At 67.4% G+C, this 17612-nt stretch carries 29 protein-coding genes; 21 read left to right on the top strand and 8 right to left on the bottom strand.

Annotated elements, in window-relative coordinates; all coding sequences use genetic code 11:
• Nucleotides 1-3: 3 nt before the first annotated feature.
• Nucleotides 4-1080, bottom strand: a complete 1077-nt coding sequence (locus ACFVTH_RS03380) for a tyrosine-type recombinase/integrase (RefSeq protein ID WP_387086739.1) — start codon at nt 1078-1080, stop codon at nt 4-6.
• Nucleotides 1055-1759: a multiprotein-bridging factor 1 family protein gene (locus tag ACFVTH_RS03375; RefSeq protein ID WP_387086737.1), complete on the bottom strand. Its 705-nt coding sequence runs from the start codon at nt 1757-1759 to the stop codon at nt 1055-1057. Before ACFVTH_RS03375 ends, ACFVTH_RS03380 begins: the two co-directional genes overlap by 26 nt.
• 97 nt (nt 1760-1856) lie before the next feature.
• On the opposite strand from ACFVTH_RS03375, the gene ACFVTH_RS03370 reads away from it, so the two are divergent.
• The 5 genes from ACFVTH_RS03370 (at nt 1857) to ACFVTH_RS03350 (ending at nt 3550) form a co-directional block, all read left to right on the top strand.
• Entirely contained in the window at nt 1857-2039 is a 183-nt protein-coding gene (locus ACFVTH_RS03370; protein ID WP_387086735.1) for a helix-turn-helix transcriptional regulator, read from the top strand.
• A complete protein-coding gene (locus tag ACFVTH_RS03365; RefSeq protein ID WP_387086733.1) occupies nt 2039-2362 on the top strand; it encodes a hypothetical protein in 324 nt (107 codons plus the stop codon). The genes ACFVTH_RS03370 and ACFVTH_RS03365 overlap by 1 nt, the downstream gene beginning before the upstream one ends.
• Before the next feature lie 77 nt (nt 2363-2439).
• Nucleotides 2440-3084: a hypothetical protein gene (locus ACFVTH_RS03360; RefSeq protein ID WP_387086731.1), complete on the top strand. Its 645-nt coding sequence runs from the start codon at nt 2440-2442 to the stop codon at nt 3082-3084.
• Nucleotides 3081-3347: a hypothetical protein gene (locus ACFVTH_RS03355; protein ID WP_387086730.1), complete on the top strand. Its 267-nt coding sequence runs from the start codon at nt 3081-3083 to the stop codon at nt 3345-3347. The genes ACFVTH_RS03360 and ACFVTH_RS03355 overlap by 4 nt, the downstream gene beginning before the upstream one ends.
• A complete protein-coding gene (locus ACFVTH_RS03350) occupies nt 3344-3550 on the top strand; it encodes a hypothetical protein (protein WP_387086728.1) in 207 nt (68 codons plus the stop codon). The genes ACFVTH_RS03355 and ACFVTH_RS03350 overlap by 4 nt, the downstream gene beginning before the upstream one ends.
• Before the next feature lie 67 nt (nt 3551-3617).
• Here the strand turns inward: ACFVTH_RS03350 and ACFVTH_RS03345 are convergent, their stop codons facing one another.
• Nucleotides 3618-4196 (bottom strand): hypothetical protein, encoded by a 579-nt coding sequence (locus ACFVTH_RS03345; protein ID WP_387086726.1) that lies wholly within the window; start codon nt 4194-4196, stop codon nt 3618-3620.
• Between the two features lie 58 nt (nt 4197-4254).
• Entirely contained in the window at nt 4255-4785 is a 531-nt protein-coding gene (locus ACFVTH_RS03340; RefSeq protein ID WP_387086724.1) for a helix-turn-helix transcriptional regulator, read from the bottom strand.
• A gap of 88 nt (nt 4786-4873) precedes the next feature.
• On the opposite strand from ACFVTH_RS03340, the gene ACFVTH_RS03335 reads away from it, so the two are divergent.
• From ACFVTH_RS03335 to ACFVTH_RS03290, 10 genes are all read left to right on the top strand, one after another.
• On the top strand, nt 4874-5074 hold the full coding sequence (locus tag ACFVTH_RS03335) for a hypothetical protein (protein WP_387086722.1): 201 nt from the start codon (nt 4874-4876) through the stop codon (nt 5072-5074).
• 13 nt (nt 5075-5087) lie between these two features.
• Nucleotides 5088-5981 carry a helix-turn-helix domain-containing protein gene (locus ACFVTH_RS03330; protein ID WP_387086720.1) on the top strand — a complete coding sequence of 298 codons (894 nt, stop codon included), beginning with the start codon at nt 5088-5090 and terminating at the stop codon, nt 5979-5981.
• Nucleotides 5978-6220 (top strand): WhiB family transcriptional regulator, encoded by a 243-nt coding sequence (locus ACFVTH_RS03325; protein WP_387086718.1) that lies wholly within the window; start codon nt 5978-5980, stop codon nt 6218-6220. Before ACFVTH_RS03330 ends, ACFVTH_RS03325 begins: the two co-directional genes overlap by 4 nt.
• Nucleotides 6221-6258: 38 nt before the next feature.
• On the top strand, nt 6259-6594 hold the full coding sequence (locus tag ACFVTH_RS03320) for a helix-turn-helix domain-containing protein (protein ID WP_387086716.1): 336 nt from the start codon (nt 6259-6261) through the stop codon (nt 6592-6594).
• Entirely contained in the window at nt 6566-7015 is a 450-nt protein-coding gene (locus ACFVTH_RS03315) for a hypothetical protein (protein WP_387086714.1), read from the top strand. Before ACFVTH_RS03320 ends, ACFVTH_RS03315 begins: the two co-directional genes overlap by 29 nt.
• Before the next feature lie 2 nt (nt 7016-7017).
• Nucleotides 7018-9987 carry a phage tail tape measure protein gene (locus ACFVTH_RS03310; protein ID WP_387086712.1) on the top strand — a complete coding sequence of 990 codons (2970 nt, stop codon included), beginning with the start codon at nt 7018-7020 and terminating at the stop codon, nt 9985-9987.
• 64 nt (nt 9988-10051) lie between these two features.
• The gene (locus ACFVTH_RS03305; RefSeq protein ID WP_387086710.1) at nt 10052-10432 is read left to right on the top strand and encodes a hypothetical protein; all 381 of its coding nucleotides are present in this window, start codon (nt 10052-10054) and stop codon (nt 10430-10432) included.
• A 16-nt stretch (nt 10433-10448) separates the two neighbouring features.
• Nucleotides 10449-11258 (top strand): hypothetical protein, encoded by an 810-nt coding sequence (locus tag ACFVTH_RS03300; RefSeq protein ID WP_387086708.1) that lies wholly within the window; start codon nt 10449-10451, stop codon nt 11256-11258.
• 225 nt (nt 11259-11483) lie between these two features.
• Nucleotides 11484-11756 carry a hypothetical protein gene (locus tag ACFVTH_RS03295; RefSeq protein WP_387086706.1) on the top strand — a complete coding sequence of 91 codons (273 nt, stop codon included), beginning with the start codon at nt 11484-11486 and terminating at the stop codon, nt 11754-11756.
• Entirely contained in the window at nt 11737-12099 is a 363-nt protein-coding gene (locus tag ACFVTH_RS03290; RefSeq protein WP_387086704.1) for a hypothetical protein, read from the top strand. The genes ACFVTH_RS03295 and ACFVTH_RS03290 overlap by 20 nt, the downstream gene beginning before the upstream one ends.
• Nucleotides 12100-12250: 151 nt before the next feature.
• On the opposite strand, the gene ACFVTH_RS03285 is transcribed toward ACFVTH_RS03290, so the two are convergent.
• On the bottom strand, nt 12251-12781 hold the full coding sequence (locus tag ACFVTH_RS03285) for a hypothetical protein (RefSeq protein ID WP_387086702.1): 531 nt from the start codon (nt 12779-12781) through the stop codon (nt 12251-12253).
• A 304-nt stretch (nt 12782-13085) separates the two neighbouring features.
• Here ACFVTH_RS03285 and ACFVTH_RS03280 point away from each other — a divergent pair, with 304 nt between their 5' ends.
• A complete protein-coding gene (locus ACFVTH_RS03280) occupies nt 13086-13265 on the top strand; it encodes a hypothetical protein (protein ID WP_387086700.1) in 180 nt (59 codons plus the stop codon).
• A gap of 9 nt (nt 13266-13274) precedes the next feature.
• Complete coding sequence (locus tag ACFVTH_RS03275) at nt 13275-13442, top strand: hypothetical protein (protein ID WP_387086698.1); 168 nt, start codon at nt 13275-13277, stop codon at nt 13440-13442.
• Nucleotides 13443-13517: 75 nt separating this feature from the next.
• On the opposite strand, the gene ACFVTH_RS03270 is transcribed toward ACFVTH_RS03275, so the two are convergent.
• Nucleotides 13518-13874, bottom strand: a complete 357-nt coding sequence (locus tag ACFVTH_RS03270) for a hypothetical protein (protein WP_387086696.1) — start codon at nt 13872-13874, stop codon at nt 13518-13520.
• Nucleotides 13875-13882: 8 nt separating this feature from the next.
• Nucleotides 13883-14008 carry a hypothetical protein gene (locus tag ACFVTH_RS03265; RefSeq protein ID WP_387086694.1) on the bottom strand — a complete coding sequence of 42 codons (126 nt, stop codon included), beginning with the start codon at nt 14006-14008 and terminating at the stop codon, nt 13883-13885.
• Between the two features lie 83 nt (nt 14009-14091).
• Here ACFVTH_RS03265 and ACFVTH_RS03260 point away from each other — a divergent pair, with 83 nt between their 5' ends.
• The 4 genes from ACFVTH_RS03260 to ACFVTH_RS03245 all read left to right on the top strand — a co-directional run bounded on the left by ACFVTH_RS03260 (nt 14092) and on the right by ACFVTH_RS03245 (nt 16154).
• Nucleotides 14092-14298 (top strand): hypothetical protein, encoded by a 207-nt coding sequence (locus ACFVTH_RS03260; RefSeq protein WP_387086693.1) that lies wholly within the window; start codon nt 14092-14094, stop codon nt 14296-14298.
• A 635-nt stretch (nt 14299-14933) separates the two neighbouring features.
• The gene (locus ACFVTH_RS03255; RefSeq protein ID WP_387086691.1) at nt 14934-15128 is read left to right on the top strand and encodes a hypothetical protein; all 195 of its coding nucleotides are present in this window, start codon (nt 14934-14936) and stop codon (nt 15126-15128) included.
• The gene (locus ACFVTH_RS03250; protein ID WP_387086689.1) at nt 15128-15394 is read left to right on the top strand and encodes a hypothetical protein; all 267 of its coding nucleotides are present in this window, start codon (nt 15128-15130) and stop codon (nt 15392-15394) included. Before ACFVTH_RS03255 ends, ACFVTH_RS03250 begins: the two co-directional genes overlap by 1 nt.
• Nucleotides 15395-15743: 349 nt before the next feature.
• Nucleotides 15744-16154 (top strand): dehydrogenase, encoded by a 411-nt coding sequence (locus ACFVTH_RS03245; protein WP_387086687.1) that lies wholly within the window; start codon nt 15744-15746, stop codon nt 16152-16154.
• 89 nt (nt 16155-16243) lie between these two features.
• Here ACFVTH_RS03245 and radA read toward each other — a convergent pair whose 3' ends face one another.
• Nucleotides 16244-17608 (bottom strand): DNA repair protein RadA, encoded by a 1365-nt coding sequence (radA, locus tag ACFVTH_RS03240; protein WP_386939594.1) that lies wholly within the window; start codon nt 17606-17608, stop codon nt 16244-16246.
• Nucleotides 17609-17612 lie beyond the last annotated feature (4 nt).

The raw sequence follows: 17612 nt of genomic DNA, 5'->3' as shown, positions 1-17612 counted from the left end.
AGATCACTGGGAAGAAGCGGGTTTAGTCCGCGGATGGTCCGCACGAGCCTTGAGGATGTCGGCCACGGCTGCTCTCGATGACTCGTCGCGGTCGGGCCAGAGGTGCCCGTACGTATCGAGCGTCGTCTTCGCTGACTTGTGTCGAAGCCGCGCCTGCACGGTCTTGATATCGAGGCCTGCCGCGATGAGGAGCGAGGCGAAGTAGTGGCGAAGGTCGTGCAGCCGAAACCCTGCCGGGAGTCCGTCGATGGTCGCCCTGGCCTCGCGGAAGGCCTTGTCGAGCATGGTCGGCGTGGCGCGCCGTCCGATCTCGTTGACGACGATCGTGTCGGATGACCACTTCGCCGGCATCTTGTTGAGCTCGAGTGCGAGCTCGAGGGGTATCGGGATCGGCGTCCTAGACTCATCCGTTTTGAGCGGGTCGCTCGGGTACTGGATCGCGGGGGAGATCATTCCGCGCATGAAGTCGACGTCCTCCACACGCAGCGCGACGATCTCGCGTAGTCGGAGGCCGGCGAACGCGCCGAGAAGAACGGCCGGGGCGAGTCCCTCGGGCATCGCGTCATGTAGGGCCCACACTTGCCCCGTCTCGGCCACGTACGGCCGCTGTGCGCCTTGGGGCGGCGCCGTGCGCTTCGAGGTGGGCGAGCGGGGGATCAGGCCGTCATGCGCGGCATCGGTCATGATCTGGCCGAACCTCGAGTGGATCGCGTAGATCGTCGAGTCGGCGAAGCCGTCGGCCTTCATCTTCGCAACCCACGTCTTCACGTCCGACGGCCGGATGGTGTTCAGTCGCCGAGCCCCGAACTCGTCCGTGATGTGCTTCACGTGTGATCGAGCCTGCAGGATGGTCCGTGGTCGCCGCTGGTAACCGCTCAGCCAGGTGGCGCACCATTCCGCGACCGTCGTCTTCGCCTTTCGCGGGTCCGTCCACGTGCCCGTGACGAGCTTCGCGGTCTCCTCATCGAGCCACTGCTGCGCGTCCGTCTTTCTCGCGAAGTGACGGGCGTGTTCTCGGCCGTCTACGTCGCGATAGCGCGCTCGATACTTCCCGTCAGGGCGCTTCTTGATGCTCGCCATCGCCGGCTCCAAACCGAGCGAGAACCTCTCGCTCGAACAGGCTGTCAGGTTCGGACATGCGCTCGATGACCTTTAGCGCACCCCACCCGTTCGACATCGTGTCTTCGTACACTTCGAGCTGGCGCGACATGACCCAAGGCTGGAATGGGAATGCGCCGTCGCGCCTCCAGCTGTAGTACATCGAGTTGAGGCGCATCGCTGGGGATGAGTTCGTGTAGAGCAACTCGTCGAGCATGTTGTACGTTTCCGGGTTCACGGCGCTCAGCACCTCAGAGGTGTACGACTCATCGTCCCCGTACCCGGGGAAGCGCGCGTCAAGCGACTCCGCGATGCTCTGTCTTGTGTACATCAGGGACCTGCCGGCCTTCTCGAACGCGTCGAGTCGCTTTTGGAGCTCGCGGTAGCTCTCTCGGAGAGACGCAGTCGCAGACGACATCGCGAGCTCTTCAACCCGATAGTCGAGCAGGCGAGCGAGGGCCAGAGCCTCCGCGACTCGCAGTGACCGCTGGCCGCTCTCAATCCTGGCGATCGTGGTCTGATGCACGCCGGCGACACCAAGCGTCCTGAGCTGCGACGCGAGCTCCTCCTGTGACCACCCGATCTGCTCGCGGGCACGCTTGACGTTCTTGGCGACGGCCTGGTCAATCTCCGCGGCAAAGTCCTCATGTGCATCAACCACTCGCTAAGCCTGACACAACATGGCATTGACGATCAATACAAGACGGCATATGCTCATATGTGTTCGACCGGAAACACAAGCGAGAGTTGGAGGCGTGATGGGCAAGCTGCTCACGATGAAGGAGGTCGCCGAGCGACTGCGGAAGACTGTGCCGGCGCTCGAGTACCAGGTGCACGTGAAGAAGGCACCGCCGTCCGCGCTGATCGGCGGGCGGCGTCTGTTCGACGAGGACAAGCTCGAGGCGTGGATCGCTGAGCAGTTCGACAAGGCCAGTGCCTGATGGGCCGCACGCTCGCGCCGATCGCTCGTCCGCACGACCCCGAGTCGTCGTGGGACGCCGCAGAGCAGCAGACGCCGAGCCGGCGGGAGATCATCAAGGCCGTCATCGTCACCCTGATCAAGAATCACGGGCCGATGTCGGACGAGGAGATCAACGACCGGTTCGAGGCCTATAGGTTCATGTACCCGTCGGTGCCGGCCGCGACGCCGCAGAACATCCGCACCAGGCGGAAGGAACTCGAGGTTGAGGGCCTGGTGCGAGCCTCTGACCGACGTGGACTTACCCGGACGGGCTCCACGTGCCAGCTGTGGGTCATTTCGTGACCGACAAGAAGAAAGCCCCCGAGTCGGCGGCCACCGACTTCGAGGGCGAGAACCAGAACCGTGAAGGGAACTAGATCATGACTATCGTCGCACCCCCTGCCGACACCAGCAAGCGCGGACCTGCTCCGGAAAGCTGGCCCGCCTACCCGGGCTCGGTCGGCCTTCGCCAGGGGCCGAAGATCAACTTCGACAGCACCGACTGGGTGGGCCGATCGACCCGCGGCGAGATCGAGGTTACCTGGGACGATGCCTACGGCTACGCGCTCCATCTCGCGCGAAGCGAGTCCGCCGAAGACCTGCGCTTGTCTGACCTGGTGACGATGCGCCTCGCTGAGGCTCTCCGCCTGCGCGAGGCGCTCGGTGCTGCCCTTGCTTCGGTCGATGCGACCCGGAAGGAGCTCGCCGGCGCGACCGTGTGGTCGCGCGATCCCGGGATGGCCACGGTCAGCTGCGAGAGCTCAGACTGCATCGACGCCGAGCATGAGATCGTCCTCGAGACCGACGACACGGGAACGTGCTGTGCGGCACGAGCTCGTCATGGCGACGTTCAGCTTGAGGTGTTCAAGCAGCCCGAGGACGGGCTGTGGAAGCTCGACATCCTCGCCCGGTTCGAACACCTCGGCGACGGTGTCACGAAGGAGCAGGCACAAGAGCTCGCCGCCGACATCGTCCGGTTCGCCGATCTTGTCGAGACGCTGAACGCGAAGCTGGTCGGGGCATGATCATCGAGTCGCCCCACACGCAGCAGACGCTGCGCAACTGGGCGTACGGACTCGGCCTCGCGGTGAAGAAGCCCGACGGCGTCGACCACTACAGGATCTCGACGTCGGACGGCGAAGTCGTGTGCGTAGGCCCGTTCGAGGTTGTCGAGCTGTTCGTTGCGACGGCGCGCGACCAGAACCGCGGGTACAGCCCGGTGCCCGAGCTCGACGTGTCGAAGCTCCGAGGCAAGTCGGTCGCGGATATCGAGGGGGTCGGGCGATGAGCGGGTTCCGGCTGGTGCCGGACGCCGCGGTTGAGCCCGTCGAGGTCGACGTCAGTCTGAACGGGTGGGGCACCGGCGTTCGCCTGTCGAACGTCAACGTGCACGCGCAGCTGACGCCCGATCAGGCGCGGTCCCTCGCGGTCGCGCTGATCGAGGCCGCGCACCGGGCGGAACGCCCGCTGTCCGCCGACGAATGGCCGTGACGCCACGTCTTGAACGGCAGGGCCCTCGCGCGAACTGCGCGAGGGCCTCGGGCCTGCGCTGGAGCCGCTACCAGCAGGAGCCCGAGGTCGACTCCCCGCCCAGGTACTGCTCCTCGAACGCAAGCTTCGAAGCGCAGTACCCGTCGAACGCCTTCGCGTTGACCGCCGACTCCACGGTCGCACCGGGCGGGAACGCTGCCCACACGCCTGGTGCGACGGCGACGGCCTTCGGGGTGCCGAGCGAGTCGCGCATGTGCTCGGGCACCGCGCTGATGTCGACGACGGTTGGGTACCCGTCCGGCACGGGGAAGTCGAGGGTGAGGACGACAGGGTCACGGCCGGCCATCAGCTTATCGATGGTCGCGGTCGCCTCGGCGAGGTCGCCCTGTGCCGCCCGGGCATCGGTGGACGCCTTGTCCCGGGCGTCTTCGGCGTCGCTCAGCTTGGATGCGAGGTCGTCGGTCTCGCCCTGTGCGTCGGCGGCTGCGTCCTGCGCGGAGGCGACCTGCGGTTGGGTGGCGGCGTACCCGACCGCGCTACCGATCGCGAGCGCGACGAGGGCGATCGCGCCGACCGCGGCGAGCTGCTTTGGGGTGAAGCCTAAGAACCGCTTGGGAGCGGGTGTGGGGTCGGATTCGTTCGTCATCGTCGAACGGTATCCACGAAGCCGGAGACGCCGTAAGCCCGCGAATGTGGGGCGAAGGTCACTCGTAGCCGTAGTCGCCGGGGATTGCGACGCCCTTCTCCTCGAGCCGGATGCGCCCCTGCAGCACAAGCCCCGCGGCCGTGAGAGCCGATGCATCCCGCTCGAGCTCGTAGGCGAGATCCACGACCTGATCCAGCCGGCTGCCCATGCTCGAGAGCACCTTGAGTACGTCGCCAAGGGCGGCCGACGTCGACTCGTGTTGCCACGTCGGGTTCTCGAGATCCTTGCGCGGGATGCTGACGTTTCCGATCACGATCGATGCGACGTGGCTGGCTGGCTGCAGCGTCATGAGCGCAGCCGGCGACGTCTCGTACACGTAGGCGATCGCTACGAGGTCGGCAACTGTGAACGTGCGCTTCCCCATCTCGGCGTTCGAAACCGCCTGCCGCGTCCATGCTTTCCCGAGGAGCTCGCCGATCGCCTTCCCGAAGTCCGCCTGACTCCAGTGCCGAGCGGCGCGCAGACCCGCCATGTTCTGCCCAACAAGTTTCTCGATGCGAAGGCTCTGGGGGCTATCTGTCATCGTCATGAATGACAGTGTAATGAAGTTGATTGACGAAGGGAAGTGAAGAGCGAAGGCTTGAAGTAGCAGCGAACAACGAATCAGGAGGTACCCGATGGTCATCCCCGACGAGCTCCAAGGCAAGGTCACGACCGACGTCGCGACCACTGCCCGACTGCTCGAGATCGGCCTGAACCAGGCATACGCCGCGGTCAAGAAGGGCACGATCCCGAGCATCCGTATCGGCGGGCGCTACGTCGTGCCTGTTGCGCCGCTGCTCAAGATGCTTGGCCTCGACTCCGAGCCCGAAGCGTAGGGCGCACGCAGCGGTGGGATTTCAGTCGACGACGCAAGCATTCGCGGTCCAGGGCGTCTCTGGGCCGCAGAAGGCTGTGCTCGTCGCGCTCGCGCACTGCAGGAACGAGAAGACCGGGCTCTGCTGCCCGTCGCAGGAGACGCTCGCCGAGATGACCTCGCTCGGGTTCGCGACGGTGCGCAATGCACTCACCGCGCTCGAGAAGGACCACGGGCTGATCTCGCGGACCAAGCGCATGAGCGGCCGCTACCGCATCGCCGACGCCTACGAGTTGCAGCTCGATTCAATCGACCAGTGCTCGGAGCGAGCAGTAGTCGGAGCGAGCAGTGCTGAATCCGAGCAGCGCTCGGAGCGAACCCCCACTACTGCTCGGAGCGAGCAGGCAATAGAGACTACGTCTCTAAGAACAGGAAAGAAGAACAAGAACTACACGTCCGAGTTCGAGGAGTTCTGGAGTGTCTACCCGAGGCACGAGGGCAAGGCGGACGCGTTCACGGCCTACCAGGCCGCGGTCAAGTCGACGCCCGCTGACGAGATCCTTGCGGGGGCGCAGAAGTACAAGCTCGCCAGCCTCGGCGGCGACCCACAGTATGTGAAGCTCGCCGCGGGCTGGCTCCGCGGCCGTCGCTGGGAAGACGAGCCGATTCCTGCGAAGTCCAACCCCGACTGGTGGCTGAAGCTCGACCGAGCGGGCTCGAAGCCGCGCGTCGGCGGCCCCAGCGGCATGTCGGTTAAGGAGTTCCAGCGGCTGGGGAAGCACCGGCAGACGCCCGAGCAGCGCGCGCGAGCCACACTCGCACTCGATGTCGACCGTCCACCGAGAGATGGCGAGTGCAACCATCGTGAACACCCGTCGAGCCCCGGATTCTGCGCCATCTGCGGCGACCAGATGGGCGGCGCAGCATGACCGGCGAGGCGTACGCGACGCTCATGGCCGCCGCGCACAGGGTCCGCGTGAACTGCCTCGGCGACGCGCGCTTCACGAGCGACCAGTCGGGCGATGTTGACCTGGCCGACATTTGCAGTGGGTGCCCGCTGCTCGAGGCGTGTACGGCGTTCGCGACGTCCGAGCGGCCGGCCGCGGGCTTCTGGGCCGGTGAGCGGTATCCGCAGGATCGGCGACGCCGGGCGGGTGGTGCGCGGTGAGCGGGGTGACAGTTCCGGCGGGCCATATCGACCGGTACGTGCGCGTGCTGGTGATGGCCCGCCGGGGAGCCTCCGCGGCCGGGAACCAGCAGGTGTTGGAGGACATCAACGTGCTCGTCGATTCGCTCAAGCAGCAGCGCGGTTCCGCACGGGGAACCACCATCGGTCAAGGGCGCAGCATCGAAGTGGAACTACTCACCGTTCCGCAGGCAGCCGAGCGATCGGGTCGCACACCACGAGCGATCCGGAAGGCATGCGAAGAGCAGCGGCTGCAGGCGGAGAAGGCCGGCAGGGACTGGGTGATCAGGTCCGACGATCTGGACGACTACCGATACGGGGGAACCGATGCGAATCGGGACGAGGCAGCGGGGTGAAGCGTGGCTCATGGCTGCGTCCGCTGCCGAAATCGACCAGGCGCTCGATGCCGGCGAACTCGACGACCTCCTGCGGGGGAGACCTGTCATGAACAACCAATCTGACGATGAGCTTGTCGCCCTGATGCGGGCCGAGCTCGACAACCTCACGTTGACCGACGAGGCAACGCTCGAAGCCGACGTCCGCCGCCTGTTCGCCGCCATCGTCACCGCCGACACGACCAAGGCGATCTCGGGTCCGATCCTCGAGCTGGCCGGTACAGCGGGCCGCGACTACGCGCGGGCGGTGATGAGCAACGTCGCCGCACTGCTCGGCGTCTACTTCGTGTTCGAGGCTCCGACGGTCACACTTCCGGGGCGACTCACGATGGCGAAGGTGATGACGGCCGTGCAGCTCACGACTCGTGCGATCGGGGGTTGAGCATGGACGGGTTCAACGCCGGCGCGCTGATCTTCATGATCAAGTCGGCCGGGGCGCAGATCTTCAAGCAGGACATGCGGGACGCCGACCAGGCGATCGTGAAGACGGGCGACTCCGCGGCGAAGGCGGGGAAGGACCTCGACCGTCTCGGTGACTCGACCGACGGCACCGCGAAGAAGTCGCGGGCCGCGAAGCAGCCGCTCGAGGAGCATGCGCGCGCGACGGAGAAGGTCGGCAACGAATCCCGCAAGTCGAAGACGAAGCAGGATGAGCAGGCGCAGGCGACCGAGCGACAGGCGGAGAACGCCAAGAGGCTGTCGGTCGCCCTCCTCGCCGCCGGCGTCGCGGTCACCGCGCTCGTCGGGCTTTCGGTGGCGAAGTGGGCCACCTTCGACCAGGCGATGTCGCAGACGGCCGCCGCGACCATGGCGACCGCTGCCGAGCAGGAGAAGCTCGGCGACGCCGCGCTCGAGGCAGGCGCGGACACCGCGTACTCAGCGACGGAAGCGGCGCACGCGGAGGAGGAGCTCGCGAAGGCGGGCCTGAACACGGCCGAGATCGTCGGCGGCGGGCTCACCTCCTCCCTCGCGCTCGCTGCCGCTGGGCAGCTCGAGGTCGCCCGATCGGCGACGATCATGGCGACCACCCTCAAGCAGTTCGGGCTCGAAGCGGGCGACGCGTCGCACGTGGCCGACCTCCTCGCCGCAGGCGCCGGCAAGGCGCAGGGCTCCGTCGACGACCTCGCGAACGCCATGAAGTTCGTCGGCCCAGTCGCGAACAGCCTCGGCCTCTCGCTCGAAGAGACGACCGGCATCCTCGCGATGTTCGCCGAGCAGGGAATCATCGGAGAGCAGGCCGGTACGAGCCTCCGCGGTGTCCTCTCGTCGCTCACCTCGCCTTCGTCGCTCGCGGCGAAGACCATGGAGCAGTACGGCATCCAGCTGTTCGACGCGAACGGCAAGATGAAGTCCGGCGCCGCGGTCGCCGAGGAGCTGCACCAGGCGTTCGTCGGTCTCACGGACGCCGAGCGCCAGGAGGCCCTCGGCCGAATCTTCGGCAACGAGCAGATCACGGCCGCCACGATCCTCATGCGCGGCGGCGCGAAGGCCGTCGAGGAGTGGACCGAGAAGGTCAACGACTCGGGCTATGCAGCTGACCAGGCCGCGATGCGGCAGGACAACCTCGCCGGCGACGTGGAGAAGCTCGGCGGCGCGTTCGAGACCGCGCTGATCAAGTCCGGCTCGGGTGCGAACGACGTGCTGCGCGACATGGTGCAGGGCGTCACCGCGCTCGTCGACTGGTTCGGCGAACTCCCTGACGGCGTGCAGACCACCGGGCTGGTGCTCGGTGTCGCCACCGCCGCGATGCTGCTGTTCTCGGGTGCCACGCTCGGCGCAGTCACCCGGTTCATGGAGCTCCGCAAGACGCTCGAGCTCACCAACCTCACGATGGGCAAGACCGCGCTCATCGCCGGCGGCGTCGGCCTCGCGCTGACCGGTGTCCTCACCGTCGTCGCGCTCGTCGCGTCCGCGCAGGCGGAAGCTCGGCAGAAGGCGGAGGCGTACGCCACCACCCTCGAAGAGGGAACGTTTCGTATAACGGACGCGACGCGCGACCTCGCGAAGGAGAACTTGGCGGCGGAGCAGTCGTGGCTGTGGATGTCACGGGGTTCGGCGTACGACGCCGCGGAAAAGCTCGGGCTCTCGCTCGAGACGGTCACCGACGCCGCGACCGGCAATGTCGACGCACTCCGCGAGCTCGAGAGCGTCATCAAGGCGGGCTCGGGCAGTCAGGTGGAGGCGCAGAAGATCGCCGACGATCTCGGCCTCTCTCTCGTGGACGTATCCGCTGCATCGTCGTTGGTCGCGCAATCAGTCCTTGGGGAGAAGAGCTCCCTCGAAGAGGCCATCCGTGTTGCCGAGCAGAAGAACCAGGTAACCGAAGAGGGCGTGCCGATCACGGAAAGCGCCGCGACCGCCTACCTTGACGCGGCGGACGGGGCGCAGCAGCTCGGCGACGAGATCAACCAGCTGATCGACCGAATCAACGAGGCGAACGGGGTCGGGCAGGACGCTGTATCGGCGAACGCAGCGTACAAGGATGCGCTCGCCGGCATCTCGGAGGAGGTCCAGGCGCAGAAGGACGCCTACGAAGAGGCGAACGGCAGCCTCGACGGATACCGGTTCTCGCTCGACGAGTCGACCGTGGCCGGCTCTGCGAATGCGGACATGCTCTCCGATGTCGCCGCGAAGGCGCAGGCGAGCGCTGAGGCCACGTACCAGCAGGACTTGAAGACGATGTCGGCGCGCGACGCCGCGGAGAAGTACGCCGCGACCCTCGAGACCAGCAGGCAAGCCCTCATCGATCAGGCCATCCAAAACGGCGCCACCGCCGAAGAGGTGCAGAAGCTGATCGACAAGGTGTACGACGTCCCGTCGCAGAAGGAAGTAGAGATCCTCGCGCAGACGGGTGCCGCGCAGCAGGCGATCGACAGCTTCATCCGCGACTACTCGGGCCGACAGATCCCGGTCTACGTCACGGCGATGAAGGACCAGTCGGGTCGCCCGATGAACGTTGGCCAGTATGCAGACGGGGGCATCGTCCAGTACTTCGCCGGCGGCGGCATGCGAGAGAACCACGTCGCCCAGTTCGCCCGAGCGGGCTCGTACCGCGTGTGGGCCGAACCGGAGACGGGCGGCGAGGCGTACATCCCGATGTCACCAGCCAAACGTGCCGGGTCGACCGCGATCCTCGCAGACGTCGCCGCACAGTTCGGGTACCAGCTCGTGCCCTCGGGGTCACGATCGGGCGGCGGGGGCGCCATGCCGCCGGCGCGCCAGGGTGGCAGCTCGGGGCCGCTGATCGGCGCCGTCTACATGCAGCCGGTTGAGCACCCCGAGCACTTCGCCGAACGAGTCGGCCGCGTCCTCGACCGGCGCGCAGCCGATGAGATGGCGGGGAGCCAGGGATGACGACGATCAACGGGCGCATTTGCCCCACCCGCGGCGACCGCCGCATCGAACGAAGGAGAACAGCATGACCACCTATTCCGATCGCGTGGCATCGATCCACAGCCGCCTCACGGATCTCGCGCGCGACTTCGAGGCGCACCTCGGGCTCGCGAGCCGCTCACACGAGTGGCAGCCGAACTTCGACCGCGCTAACTACTTCCCGGAGCACGAGTACGGCGACGACGCCGTCGAGGTAGCCCGCGTCGCGAACGTCAACCGCTTCGTGAAGGAGTACGGCGACCAGGCAGACCGGGCCGCGCGCGCGCTGCAGGCCGCCGAAGTCCCGGGAGTCGTCCTCACTGGCTCCGACATCGCCGCCCGCGACGCCGCCCTGCAGCTCGCGGCGAGCTTCCACAGCGTCCACGACCACGACAACGCGATCGCGCTCGTCGCCACCCTCAACTGAACTGGAGCAGCACGTCATGACCGTCGACCAGTACCTCATCAACCGAGCCGCCGCCGACCTGCCGAGAGGCGGTGCTCCGACGCTCACCCACTCCCGGCCAGGCCTCCGAGCCCGCTCGGCTGCACACGCCGCGTACAAGGCCGCCGAGCAGCACGTACAGAACGTGGTCGCCGCGAGCAAGTACACGAGCGACGACATCGCAGCAGAAGTGCTCCCCGACCTGCGGGCCGGCCTGACCGATCGGCTCAAGAACGACCTCGCCGACCAGTTCACGAACCCGGGCGACGGTCTCCGCCGGCAGGCTGAACGAGCCCGAGACGAGGCCGACCGGGCCGCTGAGAAGTACCGGCCGCGGCTCGATCCTGACTCGACGTCGCAGCTTGCCCGAACCGATCAGGCGTGGAACAACACGATCCGGCCTGCTCTCGAGGACGGCAAGGGGTGGGACCAGATCATCCCGACCCTCGACGTTGACGGGCTCCTCGCGGTCGAACGTTTTGCCCCCGGATACGAGGCTCGCACCCGCGACCGGTTCCACCAGCATGAGGTGCCTGCTTCCCTCGCCGGCATCAAGGCAATGAGTGAGCGCCGCCTGCCCGACGCGCTGCCTGCTGAGGGACGCGCTGCGCTTCGCGAGCACGCCGACACGGTGCGCGCGCTCGAGTTCATCGATACCGTCATGCGGTGGTCGGCGGACGCGACGCCACGCGAAGCCGTAGCAGTCGAGATCGGCCTCAAGCGAGGCGCATTCGCCATCGGTGCGCAGGTGCCTGTCGACACGTCGCCCGAGGCGCAGCAGTCGTACGCGGCTGGCCTGACCGCCTGATGGGCAAGCAACGGAAGCCTCAGCCGGTACCGCGCCGTGGGACGGCCGCGGACGAGCTCGAGCGCATGGCCCGCAATCTCGTCCAGCGCGGCCTCGCGAGTCAGCGCATCCTCGAGGCTCCGTGGCGGCTCTCAAGGGGTCGCCGCGAAGCGTAACCAGACCGGGCGGGCTGGCACCCTGCAAAGGCCAGCCCGCCCCCAGAGACGAACAAAGGGGAGGGGCACCATGGCCACATCAGATCTGAACCGCAGAGCCAAGCGAGCTCGCCGGGAAGCCGAGGACAGGGCAGCCGTCGAGATCCTCGAATGGCACAAGGCCGAGCAGAAGAAGCTGCAAGCCGACGATTCACTGTCCATCAGTGAGCGCACGTATGCGGAGCACCAGCTGCTGATGGAGTTCGGGCGCCGTTCCAAGAAGGCCCTGGCGAAGGCGAAGCGCGACAACACGGTCCTCAAGCTGATCGAGCGGGAAGTTGGCGATGGAACCTTCCGGCCGTGAGCTCGGTCAACTGCTCGAGGACATCAAGCAGCACAGGTGGCCGGCGAACCACGACGCAGCCGCATGGGCGGCTCTCGCGAACTGGGCGTTCCAGCAGGAGTGCCTCGCCGTCGACAAGACCGAGAACGCGCAGTGGGAGCATCAGATGCGCGACCTCGCACGTCGAGGGCTGCCCTACCCCGCGTTCACCGCCGAGCGCATGGCCGCGCTCAAGTACCGGATCAGGGCCCGGAAGCTCGCGCAGGCGAACCTTCGGTACAAGTACGGGTTCCGGAACCCCAGGCCGCCACGACTCATCCGGGCGGCCGTGACGGCGTTCTACGTGACTTGGAGCGGCGAGTGACGCTACTTCTTCGGAGGTGGGGGCGGAGGCGTCGGCCGCGGGGTCGGGTTCGCAGGAGCTGGACGCGACGCCCCTGTGGCTCGCTCCTCTTTGTAGACAGGCTTGCCCCATCCCCCCGCCGGCTTCTCCGGTGGTTTGCTTCCGTCGGCCATCAGCTCTCCGATCGCTGCGTTGTAGGTGTCGGGCTCGGTTCACCCGGGTGTGCGTTGGCTAGAGGGGTCAGTGCGCCGATCAGGGTGACAGCGATACTGAGCGCCAAGAAGATGAAGCCCAGGCGCACGATGGCTCCTCGCTTATCGAGTCGCTTCTCGTCTTGATCGAGGAAGCCGATCTTTTCGTCGACGAGCACGTACAAGCCCTGCCACGGCGGCATTTCCAGCATCTCGTCTCGAGCGGCGCGAACATCGAGGGCGTCGCCCCGACGCGGGAAGACGACCCAGACACCCGCAATTGCAGCTAGGAAGCTCAACGCCAGGTTGAGTGTGGTGGTGATCGAGAATTCCGACGTGACCTGGAGAGCACCCACCACGCTCGCCGCACCGATCAGGAGGGTCGCACGCTGCTCCATCGCGTTCGAGCGCGAAGTAAGCGAGTCGATCTCGCGGTCGAGCTCGGCCGACACGGTGAGGAGCTGGGAGGACCTCGCGGCGAGAACCTGCTCGGAAGGCAACACGTCAACCATTTGTCACCCCCACGCCCGCGCGACACATAGACCACAGCGTATTCAACCGCGCAGGAAAAGGGCTGCCCCCGCAACGGGGTACACAACCGCTGCGCAACGTTCCACTGGGTGGGCCACCTCGGCCGCGCCGCTCAGCCCGAAGGTACGCGGGTCTGCTCTACACGCGTACGCGCCTCACGCGCGCGCATAGGTGTGACCGGTGCACATGGGTGCGGCATGGCGGCTTCCGCCCGGGATACCCGTGTCGGGGGCTTTCCCTAGGCTGGTCGGTCAGAGCAATTCGGCTCTGGGGATGGAGGAAGAAATGGCAGCCCACGAAGACGCGTTCCGCGCGGTGATGATCGCGATCAAGGAGCGGGCGGAGGCCGTCGGTGAAGCGAACATGCAGGAGTCGGCGAAGGCTGCTGCTCTCCGTGACCTCGCGGCCGCGTACCGGCATCTGCGCGGCGGTGCGCAGCCGGGTGGCGTCTCGGTCGAGAAGTAGAGGCCTGTCGTGGCGTACAGCGATGTCGAACGGTACGCGGACGCGGCCAATGCGAGTGCCGCGCAGGCGCAGTCTGCGAGCTCGACGGTGGCAGAGGCGAAGACTGCCGAGGCCGTCCAGTATCTGGCGCTCGCGCTCAAGGAGCTGGCTGGCGTTATGCGCCGCACCGAACGCTAGATGACCTCACGACGATGCCCCCGCGCCGTACGCGCCGGGGGCATCGTCGTCCGCGAACTTTGCCTCGCGTCCTGGCTAGCGGTAGGTGCCGTCATGGTGGCGCCGGACATTGTAGAGCGCATAGGAGAGCCGCTTCTCTGCGCGGGTGGGCCTGCCATCTGGGCGCATGGTGTTGGTGAGTGCCATGTACTCGTCGAGGAGTCGCGCCTCGCGTTCGACGCGCGCGGCCCACATATCGACTTGGCGTGCGTGGGAGGCTTCGGCCGTCACGGAGGAGCGTTCGAACCAGAGCCCGGAGTCGCGGGCGATGTTGCTGACCGAGCCGGTCGAGATGCCGAAGGCGCGGGCGATCTCGTTGCGGCCGCGGCCGGCTCGGATAGCGTCGGCGACCGCGTCGCGCGTGGTGCGCGGGAGCGGCGGACGCTTCGGCATGGCGCAGGCTACGCCGGGCGCACGCTGACGATCGAGAAGACCTTCTCGATCGCGTAGGCCATGTTGCGGGCCGCCTGCTCGCACGTGGCGCTGACCGGAATGCGGTGGCCGTCAGAGAACGTGACGATGAACATGCTCGTACTCTACCCGGCAGAGGGCAGAAAGTCTCTACCGGGCAGAGACTTAGGTGGTGGCCCTGAGCGGATACTGTTGCGTTGTGTCCGCCATCGACCGCCTCCGTGATGCCGCGAAGCGCCTCGCGGACGTCGACGAGCGGCGTGCTGAAGTCTTGCGTGAGCGGGATGCTGAGATTGCCGCGGCGTTCGAAGAGGGAGCAACCTGGGTGCAGGTCCAGGAGGCGTCCGGGCTTGCGCTGCGGTCGCTGCAGAAGGCGCTCGAGCGGCACCGTTCGGCTGAACGCTGACCCGTCCGGCGACAGCAGGGGCCCGCCCGCTACCGTCCCTTCTCGCTCGAGCGGTAACCCGGGATTGGGCCACGGTACGCGTGGTCCTTGTCCACATCGCAGTCACACGCGACCGCGATTCGGTCGCCGGTCTCCTCGTTGGTGAACCACTCAGCGTGGAATGTGTGACGCGCCCGCATATCTGCACGCTACCCGAAGCCCATCCCACCTACTGATCGGGTGCGGCTATCTCCTGCACATCGGCTCCGACAGCGACAGGCTGATCCGGCTGCGTTGCGATCGCCGACGTGTCCAGGTGCTCGGGGGCTAGCTGAACCCCGCCAGTCGAATTGGCGGAGCGCATCAGCTCGGTAACCCACTGCGGGTTCAACTCGGGCCGTTCGGGCTCGTCGAACACGAACCGGAGCGGGATCGCAGGGTGAAGCCAGATGGTCGAGCGGCCGCGAGGCTGGTCCTCGGTATGCTGCCACGAGACGCTGAAGCTCTCGCCGCGACGCATTGGTGATGAGCGCGACCTTCAGGTGCGACAGCGTGCGATCGTCGATGCCGATCGGTGTCTGCGAGTCGCCGTAGTACAGCGTTCCCATGCTCGAAATGCTACGTCGACCCGGTGCGCCGCTCCTAGGCTCGACGGCATGAACGTTGGGCGAGATGGTCCTGCCGCCGACATCCTCGGTGCCGTCTCGAACGACTACGGCTACGCCCGCATCGACGACGGTTCGCTCCGCATCACCGAGCTCGGCACGAGCATCCGGTCTAAGGAGCGCATTCGCACCGACGACCTGCAGGCGTGCATCGACGCGCGCACCTACAGTCGACGAGGCAATTGATGCCCGAGGCGCCGCAACTGTTTACCCTCGCGCAGGTCGCCGAGATCCTGCAGCTCGACTACGAGCTCGTGCGGAAGGCGGTCTACGGCGGCAAATGGCCCCACTCGAAGATCAGCGAGCGCAACCGGCGGATGTCGCAAGACGACATCGACCGCGTCATCGAGATGACGCATCACGAGCCGGCGGTGTCGACGCGATCAGAAGCGCTCCGACGGAGCCAACGCGCTCGAGACCTTTTGGCTGGTGCGCCGCCAGTCCGCAGATAGTCCGCAGGAGTTCCAACCCAGGGCTATTCCCGCCATGGCGTCTTGGTGAATTAATGCCCGGTCAACTCGACAAACTAAGGTGTGCCAATACTTGGCAATACCGCAAGTGCACTTCCTGCTGTACTGAGCTCGCGCGGTCGAACGCACTCGTGTGCCGGAGCGTGCTGCCTCTGCAGGAAATCAGGCCCCATCCCCGGCTGAGGGAGGGGCTCAGTGCAATTCTCCTGCAGAAGCAGCAGCTGCAGCAGCTGCAGCAGCTGCAGCATGAGCAGCTGCAGCACGCACGTGAGGAGCGGCGACGGGCTCGGGTGCCGCCGGGCGTCGGCGCGGGCTCCGTTAGCCTTGAGGCATGGCAGGCAAGTCACGCAAGAAGCCCGCGGGCGAACCCCTCGAGTTCCGGTCGCAGGCGCTCGCCGAGGCGCTCGAGCGGCAGGACATGGCGGCCGTCGCGCTCGCCCTGCGCAACGGCAACACGGTGGTGCCGCTCATCAAGCCGGGTCCGCGTGACAAGCCGCTCGACGGCGGTGAGGTGTGGACCTTCCGCGACCCGAAGACGGGCGAGGTCGCGCTGCTGCTGTTCAGCGACGCCGCGAACAAGCCGGCCAACCTGCCGCCCGCGGTGGGCCTCCAGAGCCCGGCGTGGCTTCGCAGCTTCCTGAAGCGCTACGAGTCGACGATCACGACCGTGTTCCTCGACATCGCGGGCCCGCACCCGATGCAGGCGCCGCCCGGCGAGCTGCTGCGGGCGCTGGAGGCCTGAGAACCGACCGCGATCCGAGGGCGCCGGCGTTCGAGCCGTGCTCAGGCAGCGGGAAATCCAGGCGTCGGCCGCACGGCGCCGCCGGGCGCTCAGAACGCGGCGTCGAGCTCGCGGGTGCGGGCGTCGTTCGCCACGAGCATCGCCTGGGTCACGGCGGCCCGAACGCTGCCGGCCTCGACGTCGAGGATGGTCGTGTACCCGAGTCGACGCGCCTCGGCGGCGCGCTGCTTGGCCGCGGTGACGGGGCGCACCTCGCCGGCGAGGCTGATCTCGCCGAAGGCGGCGAGCTCGTGGGGCACCGCGGAGTCGCGCATGGCCGAGGCGATGGCGACGGCGATCGCGAGGTCGGCGCCGGGCTCGGCGAGCTTCACCCCGCCGACGGTCGAGACGTACACGTCGTGCTCGCCGAGCGCCTTCAGGCCGGCCCGCCGCTCGAGCACGGCGATGATCATGGCGACGCGAGCGGGATCGACCCCGTTGACCACGCGGCGGGGCTGCGGCGCCTTCGTCGACACCACGAGCGCCTGCACCTCGACGGGCAGCGCACGACGGCCCTCGAGGGCGACGGTCACGCAGGTGCCGCTCACGACGCTGCGGCCGCTCGAGAGGAAGAGCCCGGAGGGGTCGGGCACTTCGGCGATGCCGTCGCCCGTCATCTCGAAGCAGCCGACCTCGTCGGTCGGGCCGAAGCGGTTCTTGAGGGCGCGCACGAAGCGCAGCGCCGTCTGGCGATCGCCCTCGAACTGGCAGACCACGTCGACCAGGTGCTCGAGCAGCCGCGGACCGGCGATCGAGCCGTCCTTCGTGACGTGCCCCACGAGGAGCACCGGCAGCTGCCGCTCCTTCGCGACGCGGATGAGGGTCGAGGCGACCTCGCGCACCTGGCTCGGCTGGCCCGGCAGCCCGTCGGACAGCGAGGAGGACACCGTCTGCACGGAGTCGACGATGAGGAGGTCGGGCCGCGTCGCGTCGACCTGCCCGAGGATCGTCGCGAGGTCGGTCTCGGCCGCGAGGTAGAGCTCGTCATGCAGGGCGCCCGTGCGGCCGGCGCGCAGGCGCACCTGGGCCACCGACTCCTCTGCGGTGACGTAGAGCACCCGTCGCCCGGTCGCGGCCACGCGCGCCGCGACCTCGAGCAGCAGGGTCGACTTGCCGACGCCGGGCTCGCCCGAGAGCAGGATGGCGGCGCCCGCGACGATGCCGCCGCCGAGCACCCGGTCGAACTCGCCGATGCCGCTCGGACGGTGGGCGGCGTCGGCCGTCTCGACGTCGACGATCGGACGGGCCGCCCGCGCCTCGCCGAGCTGGACGGCCTGCACCGCGCGCACGATGCCGGTCTTCTCGGCGGCCTCGACGACGGTGCCCCACTGCTGGCACTCGACGCAGCGGCCGACCCACTTGACGGTCGACCAACCGCACTCGGTGCAACGGAACGCGGAGGTGGGTCGGGCCATGCCC

The organism is Agromyces sp. NPDC058104, assembly GCF_042884835.1.
GTDB lineage: Bacteria > Actinomycetota > Actinomycetes > Actinomycetales > Microbacteriaceae > Agromyces.
The sequence above is the reverse complement of the archived record's forward strand: the minus strand, read 5'-3'. Positions and strand labels throughout refer to the sequence as shown.

Bases quoted from the DNA above. Each gene is read 5' to 3' on its own strand.
- radA (WP_386939594.1), bottom strand. From the start codon at position 17,608: ATGGCCCGACCCACCTCCGCGTTCCGTTGCACCGAGTGCGGTTGGTCG.
- ACFVTH_RS03300 (WP_387086708.1), top strand. From the start codon at position 10,449: ATGACCGTCGACCAGTACCTCATCAACCGAGCCGCCGCCGACCTGCCG.
- ACFVTH_RS03345 (WP_387086726.1), bottom strand. From the start codon at position 4,196: ATGACGAACGAATCCGACCCCACACCCGCTCCCAAGCGGTTCTTAGGC.
- ACFVTH_RS03255 (WP_387086691.1), top strand. From the start codon at position 14,934: ATGAACGTTGGGCGAGATGGTCCTGCCGCCGACATCCTCGGTGCCGTC.
- ACFVTH_RS03285 (WP_387086702.1), bottom strand. From the start codon at position 12,781: ATGGTTGACGTGTTGCCTTCCGAGCAGGTTCTCGCCGCGAGGTCCTCC.
- ACFVTH_RS03245 (WP_387086687.1), top strand. From the start codon at position 15,744: ATGGCAGGCAAGTCACGCAAGAAGCCCGCGGGCGAACCCCTCGAGTTC.
- ACFVTH_RS03355 (WP_387086730.1), top strand. From the start codon at position 3,081: ATGATCATCGAGTCGCCCCACACGCAGCAGACGCTGCGCAACTGGGCG.
- ACFVTH_RS03290 (WP_387086704.1), top strand. From the start codon at position 11,737: ATGGAACCTTCCGGCCGTGAGCTCGGTCAACTGCTCGAGGACATCAAG.
- ACFVTH_RS03310 (WP_387086712.1), top strand. From the start codon at position 7,018: ATGGACGGGTTCAACGCCGGCGCGCTGATCTTCATGATCAAGTCGGCC.
- ACFVTH_RS03270 (WP_387086696.1), bottom strand. From the start codon at position 13,874: ATGCCGAAGCGTCCGCCGCTCCCGCGCACCACGCGCGACGCGGTCGCC.
- ACFVTH_RS03365 (WP_387086733.1), top strand. From the start codon at position 2,039: ATGGGCCGCACGCTCGCGCCGATCGCTCGTCCGCACGACCCCGAGTCG.
- ACFVTH_RS03315 (WP_387086714.1), top strand. From the start codon at position 6,566: ATGCGAATCGGGACGAGGCAGCGGGGTGAAGCGTGGCTCATGGCTGCG.
- ACFVTH_RS03340 (WP_387086724.1), bottom strand. From the start codon at position 4,785: ATGACGATGACAGATAGCCCCCAGAGCCTTCGCATCGAGAAACTTGTT.
- ACFVTH_RS03295 (WP_387086706.1), top strand. From the start codon at position 11,484: ATGGCCACATCAGATCTGAACCGCAGAGCCAAGCGAGCTCGCCGGGAA.
- ACFVTH_RS03350 (WP_387086728.1), top strand. From the start codon at position 3,344: ATGAGCGGGTTCCGGCTGGTGCCGGACGCCGCGGTTGAGCCCGTCGAG.
- ACFVTH_RS03325 (WP_387086718.1), top strand. From the start codon at position 5,978: ATGACCGGCGAGGCGTACGCGACGCTCATGGCCGCCGCGCACAGGGTC.
- ACFVTH_RS03380 (WP_387086739.1), bottom strand. From the start codon at position 1,080: ATGGCGAGCATCAAGAAGCGCCCTGACGGGAAGTATCGAGCGCGCTAT.
- ACFVTH_RS03250 (WP_387086689.1), top strand. From the start codon at position 15,128: ATGCCCGAGGCGCCGCAACTGTTTACCCTCGCGCAGGTCGCCGAGATC.
- ACFVTH_RS03335 (WP_387086722.1), top strand. From the start codon at position 4,874: ATGGTCATCCCCGACGAGCTCCAAGGCAAGGTCACGACCGACGTCGCG.
- ACFVTH_RS03370 (WP_387086735.1), top strand. From the start codon at position 1,857: ATGGGCAAGCTGCTCACGATGAAGGAGGTCGCCGAGCGACTGCGGAAG.
- ACFVTH_RS03265 (WP_387086694.1), bottom strand. From the start codon at position 14,008: ATGTTCATCGTCACGTTCTCTGACGGCCACCGCATTCCGGTCAGCGCC.
- ACFVTH_RS03280 (WP_387086700.1), top strand. From the start codon at position 13,086: ATGGCAGCCCACGAAGACGCGTTCCGCGCGGTGATGATCGCGATCAAG.
- ACFVTH_RS03360 (WP_387086731.1), top strand. From the start codon at position 2,440: ATGACTATCGTCGCACCCCCTGCCGACACCAGCAAGCGCGGACCTGCT.
- ACFVTH_RS03305 (WP_387086710.1), top strand. From the start codon at position 10,052: ATGACCACCTATTCCGATCGCGTGGCATCGATCCACAGCCGCCTCACG.